Annotated in this window: 6 protein-coding genes; all 6 read left to right on the forward strand. The window is 63.3% G+C overall.

Features of this window, described 5'->3' with window-relative positions:
* A partial coding sequence (rpoB, locus tag DBR34_RS02585; RefSeq protein ID WP_128095573.1) for a DNA-directed RNA polymerase subunit beta occupies positions 1 to 3,234 on the forward strand: 3,234 nt, incomplete at its 5' end.
* 89 nt (positions 3,235 to 3,323) lie between these two features.
* Positions 3,324 to 7,565: a DNA-directed RNA polymerase subunit beta' gene (rpoC, locus tag DBR34_RS02590; RefSeq protein WP_128095574.1), complete on the forward strand. Its 4,242-nt coding sequence runs from the start codon at positions 3,324 to 3,326 to the stop codon at positions 7,563 to 7,565.
* Positions 7,566 to 7,902: 337 nt separating this feature from the next.
* The gene (rpsL, locus tag DBR34_RS02595) at positions 7,903 to 8,277 is read left to right on the forward strand and encodes a 30S ribosomal protein S12 (RefSeq protein ID WP_017356008.1); all 375 of its coding nucleotides are present in this window, start codon (positions 7,903 to 7,905) and stop codon (positions 8,275 to 8,277) included.
* A 12-nt stretch (positions 8,278 to 8,289) separates the two neighbouring features.
* The gene (gene rpsG / locus DBR34_RS02600; protein WP_017356009.1) at positions 8,290 to 8,757 is read left to right on the forward strand and encodes a 30S ribosomal protein S7; all 468 of its coding nucleotides are present in this window, start codon (positions 8,290 to 8,292) and stop codon (positions 8,755 to 8,757) included.
* A 138-nt stretch (positions 8,758 to 8,895) separates the two neighbouring features.
* Positions 8,896 to 11,037: an elongation factor G gene (gene fusA, locus DBR34_RS02605; protein WP_128095575.1), complete on the forward strand. Its 2,142-nt coding sequence runs from the start codon at positions 8,896 to 8,898 to the stop codon at positions 11,035 to 11,037.
* A gap of 52 nt (positions 11,038 to 11,089) precedes the next feature.
* The coding region (locus DBR34_RS02610; RefSeq protein ID WP_049472805.1) for a GTP-binding protein at positions 11,090 to 11,214 on the forward strand (125 nt) is incomplete at its 3' end.

Here is an 11,214-nt window from a genome sequence, read left to right on the forward strand (position 1 = left end):
GTGGACGCCAACACCGGTGAACTGCTGGCCCAGGCCAACGACGAAATCACCGACGAACAGCTGCAGGCCTTCCGCAAGGCCGGCGTCGACGCCGTGGGCACCCTGTGGGTGAACGACCTGGATCGTGGCCCGTACCTGTCCAACACCCTGCGCATCGATCCGACCAAGACCCAGCTGGAAGCCCTGGTCGAAATCTACCGCATGATGCGTCCGGGCGAGCCGCCGACCAAGGATGCCGCGCAGAACCTGTTCCACAACCTGTTCTTCACCTTCGAGCGCTACGACCTGTCCACGGTCGGCCGCATGAAGTTCAACCGCCGTGTCGGCCGCAAGGCTGTCACCGGCGAAGCCGTGCTGTACGACCGCAAGTACTTCGGTGAGCGCAACGACGAAGAGTCCAAGCGCCTGGTCGCCGAGCACGCCGACACCTCCGACATCCTGGAAGTGATCAAGGTCCTGACCGAGATCCGCAATGGTCGCGGCGTGGTCGATGACATCGATCACCTGGGCAACCGTCGCGTGCGTTCGGTCGGTGAAATGGCCGAGAACGTGTTCCGCGTGGGCCTGGTCCGCGTCGAGCGCGCGGTCAAGGAACGCCTGTCGATGGCCGAATCCGAAGGCCTGACCCCGCAGGAGCTGATCAACGCCAAGCCGGTCGCCGCTGCCATCAAGGAGTTCTTCGGCTCCTCGCAGCTGTCCCAGTTCATGGATCAGAACAACCCGCTGTCGGAAGTGACGCACAAGCGTCGCGTCTCGGCCCTGGGCCCGGGCGGTCTGACCCGCGAACGCGCCGGCTTCGAAGTGCGCGACGTCCATCCGACCCATTACGGCCGCGTGTGCACCATCGAAACGCCGGAAGGCCCGAACATCGGCCTGATCAACTCGCTGGCCGTGTACGCCCGCACCAACCAGTACGGCTTCCTGGAAACCCCGTACCGCAAGGTTGCTGACGGCAAGGTCTCCGACGAGATCGAGTTCCTGTCGGCCATCGAAGAAAACGAGTACGTCATCGCCCAGGCCAACGCCCTGACCGATGCCAAGAGCATGCTCACCGAGCAGTTCGTGCCGTGCCGTTTCCAGGGTGAGTCGCTGCTGAAGCCGCCGGCGGAAGTCCACTTCATGGACGTCTCGCCGATGCAGACCGTGTCGATCGCTGCCGCGCTGGTTCCGTTCCTGGAGCACGATGACGCAAACCGTGCACTGATGGGCGCCAACATGCAGCGCCAGGCCGTGCCGACCCTGCGTGCGCAGAAGCCGCTGGTGGGTACCGGTATCGAACGCGCCGTGGCCCGTGACTCGGGTGTGACCGTCAATGCCCGTCGTGGTGGCGAGATCGTGCAGATCGACGCCGGCCGCATCGTGGTCAAGGTCAACGAAGTGGAGATCACCGACGCGACCGACGCCGGCGTGGATATCTACAACCTGATCAAGTACACCCGCTCCAACCAGAACACCTGCATCAACCAGCGTCCGCTGGTGGAAGTGGGCAACGTGGTGGCGCGTGGCGACGTGCTGGCTGACGGTCCGTCCACCGACATCGGCGAACTGGCCCTGGGCCAGAACATGCTGATCGCCTTCATGCCGTGGAACGGCTACAACTTCGAAGACTCCATCCTGCTCTCCGAGCGCGTGGTGGAAGAAGATCGTTACACCACGATCCACATCGAAGAACTGACCTGCGTTGCGCGTGACACCAAGCTGGGGCCGGAGGAAATTTCCGCCGACATCCCGAACGTGTCCGAGCAGGCGCTGAACCGTCTGGACGAGTCGGGCGTGGTGTACATCGGCGCCGAAGTGCGTGCCGGCGACATCATGGTCGGCAAGGTCACCCCGAAGGGCGAAAGCCAGCTGACCCCGGAAGAGAAGCTGCTCCGCGCGATCTTCGGCGAGAAGGCCTCGGACGTGAAGGACAGCTCGCTGCGCGTGCCGCCGGGCATGGACGGCACCGTCATCGACGTGCAGGTCTTCACCCGCGACGGCATCGAGAAGGACAAGCGCGCCCGTCAGATCGAAGAGTCTGAAATCAAGCGCGTCAAGAAGGACTTCGACGACCAGTTCCGCATCCTGGAAGGTGCCATCTACGCCCGCCTGCGTTCGCAGATCGTCGGCAAGGTGGTCAACGGTGGTGCCAACCTGAAGAAGGGCGACACCGTCACCGACGCGTACCTGGACGGCCTGAAGAAGGCTGACTGGTTCGTGCTGCGCATGAAGGACGACGACGCTTCCGAAGCCATCGAACGCGCCCAGAAGCAGATCCAGGCGCACGAGAAGGAATTCGAGCGTCGCTTCGCCGACAAGCGCGGCAAGATCACCGCCGGTGACGACCTCGCCCCGGGCGTGCTGAAGATGGTCAAGGTGTTCCTGGCCGTGAAGCGTCGCATCCAGCCGGGTGACAAGATGGCCGGCCGCCACGGCAACAAGGGTGTGGTCTCCAACGTGGTGCCGGTCGAGGACATGCCGTACATGGCCTCGGGCGAAACCGTGGACATCGTGCTGAACCCGCTGGGCGTGCCGTCGCGTATGAACATCGGCCAGATTCTGGAAGTGCATCTGGGCTGGGCCGCCAAGGGCCTGGGTCGCAAGATCCAGGGCATGCTGGAAGCCCAGGCCGCGATCAACGACCTGCGCAAGTTCCTGGACGACGTCTACAACCACGACAAGACCCAGCACGCCAACCACGTCGACCTGACCCAGTTCAGCGACGAGGAGCTGCTGCGCCTGGCCGCCAACCTGACCGACGGCGTGCCGATGGCTACCCCGGTGTTCGACGGTGCCACCGAAGCCGAGATCAAGCACATGCTTGCCCTGGCCGACCTGCCGCTGAGCGGCCAGACCCAGCTGTATGACGGCCGCACCGGTGAGGCATTCGATCGCCACACCACCGTGGGCTACATGCACTACCTGAAGCTGAACCACCTGGTCGACGACAAGATGCACGCCCGTTCGACCGGCCCGTACTCGCTCGTTACCCAGCAGCCGCTGGGCGGCAAGGCGCAGTTCGGTGGCCAGCGCTTCGGTGAAATGGAAGTCTGGGCGCTGGAAGCCTACGGCGCGGCCTACACCCTGCAGGAAATGCTGACGGTGAAGTCCGATGACGTGCAGGGCCGTAACCAGATGTACAAGAACATCGTCGACGGTGAGCACGAGATGGTCGCGGGCATGCCGGAATCCTTCAACGTTCTCGTGAAGGAAATCCGCTCGCTGGCCATCAACATGGAACTGGAAGACAACTGATGGCGCAGGCGCGGCTGCCCCGGCAGCCGCGCCACCCGTTCGTTCGCTGACAGCCCATCGACAAGATTTCCTCCTTTCGGAGAAACACCATGAAAGACTTGCTGAACCTCTTCAACCAGCAGCGCCAGACGCTGGACTTCGACGCGATCAAGATCGCGCTGGCCTCGCCGGACCTGATCCGTTCGTGGTCCTTCGGCGAAGTGAAGAAGCCGGAAACCATCAACTACCGTACCTTCAAGCCGGAGCGTGACGGCCTGTTCTGCGCCGCCATCTTCGGGCCGGTCAAGGACTACGAGTGCCTGTGCGGCAAGTACAAGCGCATGAAGCACCGCGGCGTGGTCTGCGAAAAGTGCGGCACCGAAGTCACCTTGGCCAAGGTGCGCCGCGAGCGCATGGGCCACATCGACCTGGCCTCGCCGGTCGCGCACATCTGGTTCCTCAAGTCGCTGCCGTCGCGCATCGGCCTGATGCTGGACATGACCCTGCGTGACATCGAGCGCGTGCTGTACTTCGAAGCCTACGTGGTGACCGAGCCGGGCCTGACCGCCCTGGAGCGCCGCCAGCTGCTGACCGAAGAACAGTACCTGCAGGCCCGCCAGGAGCACGGCGACGACTTCGACGCCGCCATGGGCGCCGAGGCCGTGTACGAGCTGCTGCGCACCATCGACCTGCAGTCGGAAATGACCCGCCTGCGCGAGGAAATCTCCAGCACCGGTTCGGAAACCAAGCTCAAGCGCCTCACCAAGCGCATCAAGCTGGTCGAAGCCTTCCTCGAGTCGGGCAACCGTCCGGAGTGGATGGTCATGACCGTGCTGCCGGTGCTGCCGCCGGACCTGCGTCCGCTGGTGCCGCTGGACGGTGGCCGCTTCGCGACCTCCGACCTGAACGACCTGTACCGCCGCGTCATCAACCGCAACAACCGCCTGCGCCGCCTGCTCGAGCTGAACGCGCCGGACATCATCGTGCGCAATGAAAAGCGCATGCTGCAGGAATCGGTCGATGCGCTGCTGGACAACGGCCGTCGCGGCCGTGCCATCACCGGCACCAACAAGCGCCCGTTGAAGTCGCTGGCCGACATGATCAAGGGCAAGCAGGGTCGCTTCCGTCAGAACCTGCTGGGCAAGCGCGTCGACTACTCGGGCCGTTCGGTCATCGTGGTCGGTCCGTACCTGCGCCTGCACCAGTGCGGCCTGCCGAAGAAGATGGCGCTTGAGCTGTTCAAGCCGTTCGTCTTCGCCAAGCTGCAGCGTCGTGGCCTGGCCACCACCATCAAGGCCGCCAAGAAGCTGGTCGAGCGCGAAGAAGCCGAAGTCTGGGACATCCTGGAAGAGGTCATCCGCGAACATCCGGTGATGCTGAACCGTGCGCCGACCCTGCACCGTCTGGGCATCCAGGCGTTCGAGCCGGTGCTGATCGAAGGCAAGGCCATCCAGCTGCACCCGCTGGTCTGCACCGCGTTCAACGCCGACTTCGACGGTGACCAGATGGCCGTCCACGTGCCGCTCTCGCTGGAAGCCCAGCTGGAAGCGCGTGCGCTGATGATGTCCACCAACAACATCCTGTCGCCGGCCAACGGCGAGCCGATCATCGTGCCGTCGCAGGACGTCGTGCTGGGTCTGTACTACATGACCCGCTCGCTGGAAAACAAGAAGGGCGAGGGCATGGCCTTCGCCAACATCGCCGAAGTCAAGCGCGCCTACGACAACCGCGTGGTGGAACTGCACGCGCGCGTCAAGGTCCGCATCACCGAAGTGGTGACCGACGAAGACGGCAACAAGCAGAACAAGACCTCGATCGTGGACACCACGATCGGTCGCGCCCTGCTGGCTGAAATCCTGCCGGAAGGCCTGCCGTTCGCGCTGGCCAACACCGAGCTGACCAAGAAGAACATCAGCCGCCTGATCAACTCCAGCTACCGCCAGCTGGGCTTGAAGGACACGGTCGTGTTCGCCGACAAGCTGATGTACACCGGCTTTGCCTACGCAACCCGCGCCGGCGTGTCGATCGGTATCGACGACATGCTGATCCCGGACGAGAAGAAGGGCATCCTCACCGAGGCCGAAGCCGAAGTGCTGGAAATCCAGGAGCAGTACCAGTCGGGTCTGGTCACCGCCGGCGAGCGCTACAACAAGGTGGTCGACATCTGGTCGCGCACCAATGAGCGCATCGCCAAGGCGATGATGGACACCATCGGTACCGAGAAGGTCATCAATGCCAAGGGCGAGACCATCGACCAGAAGTCGATGAACTCCCTGTACATCATGGCCGACTCCGGTGCGCGTGGTTCCCAGGCACAGATCCGCCAGCTGGCCGGTATGCGTGGCCTGATGGCGCGTCCGGATGGCTCGATCATCGAAACGCCCATCAAGGCGAACTTCCGTGAAGGCCTGAACGTACAGGAATACTTCAACTCCACCCACGGTGCCCGTAAGGGTCTGGCCGATACCGCGCTGAAGACCGCCAACTCGGGTTACCTGACCCGTCGTCTGGTGGACGTGGCGCAGGACGTGGTCATCACCGAAGTGGATTGCGGTACCACCGAAGGCCTGACCATGACCCCGATCGTGGAAGGCGGCGACGTCGTGGAGCCGTTGAAGGACCGCGTGCTGGGTCGTGTCGTGGCCGAGGACGTGTTCCTGCCGGGCAACGACGAAGATCCGATCGTGACCCGCAACACGCTGCTGGACGAAGCGTGGGTGGCCAAGCTTGAAGATGCCAGCGTGCAGTCGGTGAAGGTCCGTTCGACCATCTCCTGCGCCTCGGCCTTCGGCGTGTGCGCCCATTGCTACGGCCGCGATCTGGCCCGTGGCCACATCGTCAACATCGGCGAAGCGGTCGGCGTCATCGCCGCCCAGTCGATCGGTGAGCCGGGTACCCAGCTGACCATGCGTACGTTCCACATCGGTGGTGCGGCATCGCGTGCGGCTGCGGTGGACAACATCACCGTCAAGACCACCGGTTCGGTCAAGTTCAACAACCTCAAGTCGGTGGCGCATGCCAGCGGTTCGCTGGTGGCGGTCTCGCGCTCGGGTGAAATCTCGGTGCTCGACGCCCACGGCCGTGAGCGTGAGCGCTACAAGCTGCCCTACGGTGCCACCATCACCTCCAAGGACGCCGACTCGGTCAAGGCTGGCCAGACCGTCGCGAACTGGGATCCGCATAACCACCCGATCGTGTCCGAAGTGGCCGGTTTCATCCGCTTCATCGACTTCATCGACGGCGTCACCGTCATCGAGAAGACCGACGAACTGACCGGCCTGGCGTCGCGTGAAATCACCGACCCGAAGCGTCGTGGCTCGCAGGCCAAGGACCTCCGTCCGATCGTGCGTATCGTGGATGCCAAGGGCAATGACCTGACCATCCCGAACACCGATCTGCCGGCCCAGTACCTGCTGCCGCCGCGCTCCATCGTCAACCTGCAGGACGGCGCCGCCGTCGGCGTGGGTGACGTGGTCGCCAAGATCCCGCAGGAAGCGTCCAAGACCCGTGACATCACCGGTGGTCTGCCGCGCGTGGCCGACTTGTTCGAAGCACGCAAGCCGAAGGATCCGGCGATCCTGGCCGAGCGCTCGGGCATCATCAGCTTCGGCAAGGACACCAAGGGCAAGCAGCGCCTGATCATCAAGGACACCGATGGTTCGGAACACGAAGAGCTGATCCCGAAGTACCGTCAGGTGATCGTGTTCGAAGGCGAACACGTGACCAAGGGCGAAACCATCGTGGACGGCGAGCCGAGCCCGCAGGACATCCTGCGTCTGCTGGGTGTCGAGCCGCTGGCCGCCTACCTGGTCAAGGAAATCCAGGACGTGTACCGCCTGCAGGGCGTGAAGATCAACGACAAGCACATTGAAGTGATCACCCGCCAGATGCTGCGCAAGGTCGAAATCACCGACCAGGGCAGCAGCAAGTTCCTGAATGGCGAGCAGGCCGAGCGCCAGCGCGTCATCGAGGAAAATGCACGCCTGACCACCCGCAACGAGCTGATCGCCCGTTTCGATCCGGTCCTGCTGGGTATCACCAAGGCGTCGCTGGCCACCGAATCGTTCATCTCGGCGGCCTCCTTCCAGGAAACCACCCGCGTGTTGACCGAGGCGGCCGTCCGCGGCACCAAGGACAACCTGCGCGGCCTGAAGGAAAACGTCATCGTCGGCCGCCTGATCCCGGCCGGTACCGGTCTGTCGTACCACGCCAACCGCCGCCGCAACGCGAGCGGGCTGACCGATTCGGAAATGCAGACGCTGGCCGGCACTCCGGTCGCGGCCGCACCGGTCGTCGTGGCCGCCCCGGAAGTGGCGGTCGAATCGACCGACACCGAGCAGGCGGAAGACTGATCGACAGGTCCGGCCCTGGCCGGACCGAAGGGTAGGGCCTGGCCATTGGCCGGGCCAGACCGCTCGGACGCCGCCGGCCACTGGTCGGATGGCTGCCGATGAGGTAGGATGCCGGCCCGGTCTGTCAAAGGACCGGGTTGACAACCTGAACGGGGGGCATGGAGAAGGCTCCCCTGTAACGGCCCGGGATCAGGGCTGGCTTGGCGCGTGCGCATTTGACTGCGTTTTCGCCAGGTTGCTACAATCGTCTGTCTCAGCAGGCCGGTTTCTTGCCTGCTCGCACATATCCGCATTCATGGCCGGTTTTTTCACTGGCCTCTCTCAGAAGAACATACTGATGGCGACGATCAATCAGCTTGTCCGCAAGCCGCGGCAGGCAACCACTTATAAGAGTGCCTCCCCGGCCCTCGATAAGTGCCCCCAGCGCCGTGGCGTCTGCACGCGCGTGTACACCACCACTCCGAAGAAGCCGAACTCGGCGCTTCGCAAGGTTGCCAAGGTTCGCCTGACCAACCAGGAAGAAGTGATTAGCTACATCGGCGGCGAAGGCCACAACCTGCAGGAGCACTCCGTGGTCCTGATCCGTGGCGGTCGCGTCAAGGATCTGCCGGGTGTGCGTTACCACACCGTGCGTGGCTCGCTGGACGCCTCCGGCGTTGCCAAGCGTCGCCAGGGCCGTTCCAAGTACGGCGCCAAGCGTCCGAAGAGCTAAGGGAAAGTACACATGTCTCGTAAAGGTAATACGCCGCAGCGCTCTGTCCTGCCGGATCCGAAGCACGGAAGTGAAACCATCGCACGCTTCATCAACATGGTGATGCTGAGCGGCAAGAAGTCGGTCGCTGAAAAGATCGTCTACGGTGCCATGGACGTGATCGGCGAAAAGAACCCGAACTCCGTCGAGCTGGTGCAGAAGGCTCTGGACAACGTGGCTCCGTCGGTCGAAGTCAAGTCCCGCCGCGTCGGTGGTGCCACCTACCAGGTGCCCGTCGAAGTGCGTTCTTCGCGCAAGATGGCCCTGGCCATGCGTTGGCTGATCGACTCGGCCCGTAAGCGTGGTGAAAACACCATGCCGAAGAAGCTGGCTGCCGAACTGCTGGACGCCTCGGAAAACCGTGGCGGCGCCATCAAGAAGCGCGAAGAAACCCACCGCATGGCCGAAGCCAACAAGGCATTCGCCCACTACCGCTGGTGAGTTTGACGGCCTTGCAAAACAGGCAGAGCGGCACTACGTACTAGTGCCGCTTCGCGGCACCTGGGGTGCCGCGCCAATCCGAAGGCCGCCGAAAGGCGGCGTTCGGCCATCCGAATTCCAAGAAATTGAGAGGCTCCCGTGGCCCGCAACACTCCCATCGAGCGTTACCGCAACTTCGGCATCATGGCTCACATCGATGCCGGCAAGACCACCACGTCCGAGCGCATCCTGTTCTACACCGGCAAGAGCCACAAGATCGGTGAAGTGCACGACGGCGCAGCCACCATGGACTGGATGGAGCAGGAGCAGGAGCGTGGCATCACGATCCAGTCCGCTGCGACCACCGCGTTCTGGAAGGGCATGGACAAGTCCCTGCCGGAGCATCGCTTCAACATCATCGACACCCCCGGGCACGTCGACTTCACCATCGAAGTCGAGCGTTCGCTGCGCGTGCTCGACGGTGCCGTCTTCGTGCTGTGCGCCGTCGGTGGCGTGCAGCCGCAGTCGGAAACCGTGTGGCGCCAGGCCAACCGGTACAAGGTGCCGCGCATTGCGTTCGTCAACAAGATGGACCGCACCGGCGCGAACTTCACCAAGGTCGTTGGCCAGTTGAAGGCCAAGCTGGGCGCCACCGCCGTGCCGATGCAGCTGCCGATCGGCGCTGAAGAAGGCTTCAAGGGCGTGGTCGACCTGATCAAGATGAAGGCCATCCATTGGGATGAAGCCTCGCAGGGCATGAAGTTCGAGTACCTGGACATCCCGGCCGACATGCAGGCGGAGGCCGAAGAGGCCCGCACCTACATGATCGAAGCTGCGGCTGAAGCCAGCGAAGAGCTGATGGAAAAGTACCTGGGCGGCGAAGAGCTGACCGAGGCCGAAATCGTCGAAGCCCTGCGCGTGCGCACCCTGGCCACCGACATCGTGCCGATGTACTGCGGCTCGGCGTTCAAGAACAAGGGCGTGCAGGCCATGCTGGACGGCGTGGTGCAGCTGCTGCCGTCGCCGATCGACGTGCCGGACGTGACCGGTACCGACGTCGACGATGAAACCATCGCGCTGAGCCGCAAGTCCGACGACAAGGCCCCGTTCTCGGCCCTGGCGTTCAAGATCATCACCGACCCGTTCGTGGGCGCGCTGACCTTCTTCCGTGTCTACTCGGGCACGCTGAACGCCGGCGACCAGCTGCTGAACTCGGTGAAGGGCAAGAAGGAGCGCATCGGCCGCATCCTGCAGATGCACTCCAACGATCGTGAAGAAATCAAGGAAGTGCTGGCCGGTGACATCGCCGCGGCCGTGGGCCTGAAGGACACGACCACCGGTGACACCCTGTGCTCGCAGGACCACCCGATCATCCTGGAGCGCATGGTGTTCCCGGAGCCGGTCATCTCGATGGCCGTCGAACCGAAGACCAAGTCCGACCAGGAAAAGATGGGTCTGGCGCTGGGCCGTCTGGCTCAGGAAGATCCGTCGTTCCGCGTCAAGACCGACGAAGAATCCGGCCAGACCATCATCTCGGGCATGGGCGAGCTGCACCTGGACATCATCGTTGACCGCATGAAGCGCGAGTTCAACGTGGAGGCCAACGTCGGCAAGCCGCAGGTTGCGTACCGCGAAACCATCCAGATGGCGGACGTGAAGTCGGACTACAAGCACGCCAAGCAGTCCGGTGGTAAGGGTCAGTACGGTCACGTCGTGATCGAGCTGTCGCCGATCACCGCTGAAGACCGTGCCGATCCGAAGATTGCTCCGGCGATCAAGGACGACTTCCTGTTCATCAACGACATCACCGGTGGCGTGATTCCGAAGGAATTCATTCCGTCGATCGAAAAGGGCCTGCGCGAAACCATCACCAGCGGTCCGCTGGCGGGCTTCCCGGTCGTGGACGTCAAGGTGAAGCTGGTGTTCGGCTCGTACCATGACGTCGACTCCTCGGAAATGGCGTTCAAGCTCGCGTCCTCGATGGCCTTCAAGCAGGGCTTCCAGAAGGCCAAGCCGGTCCTGCTGGAGCCGATCATGAAGGTCGAGATCGTGACCCCGGAGGATTACCAGGGTGACGTGATGGGCGACGTCAGCCGCCGTCGTGGCGTGCTGCAGGGTTCGAGCACCACCGGTGACGGTTCGGCCAGCATCATCAACGCGATGATCCCGCTGGGTGAAATGTTCGGTTACGCCACCTCGCTGCGTTCGCAGACCCAGGGTCGCGCGACGTTCACGATGGAATTCGACCACTACGAGCCGGCGCCGAACAACATCGCCGAATCCGTGATCAAGAAGGCCTGAGCGTAAGCTCAGGTCTCAACCTCTTTCTTTCTGACATTCAAGGGTTACAACAATGGCAAAGGGTAAGTTCGAGCGCACCAAGCCGCACGTCAACGTCGGCACCATCGGTCACGTCGATCACGGCAAGACCACGCTGACCGCCGCACTGACCAAGATCGGTGCCGAGCGCTTCGGTGG

The organism is Stenotrophomonas sp. HMWF003, from assembly GCF_003061285.1.
GTDB lineage: Bacteria > Pseudomonadota > Gammaproteobacteria > Xanthomonadales > Xanthomonadaceae > Stenotrophomonas > Stenotrophomonas maltophilia_AP.

Bases quoted from the DNA above. Each gene is read 5' to 3' on its own strand.
- rpoC (WP_128095574.1), top strand. From the start codon at position 3,324: ATGAAAGACTTGCTGAACCTCTTCAACCAGCAGCGCCAGACGCTGGAC.
- rpsL (WP_017356008.1), top strand. From the start codon at position 7,903: ATGGCGACGATCAATCAGCTTGTCCGCAAGCCGCGGCAGGCAACCACT.
- rpsG (WP_017356009.1), top strand. From the start codon at position 8,290: ATGTCTCGTAAAGGTAATACGCCGCAGCGCTCTGTCCTGCCGGATCCG.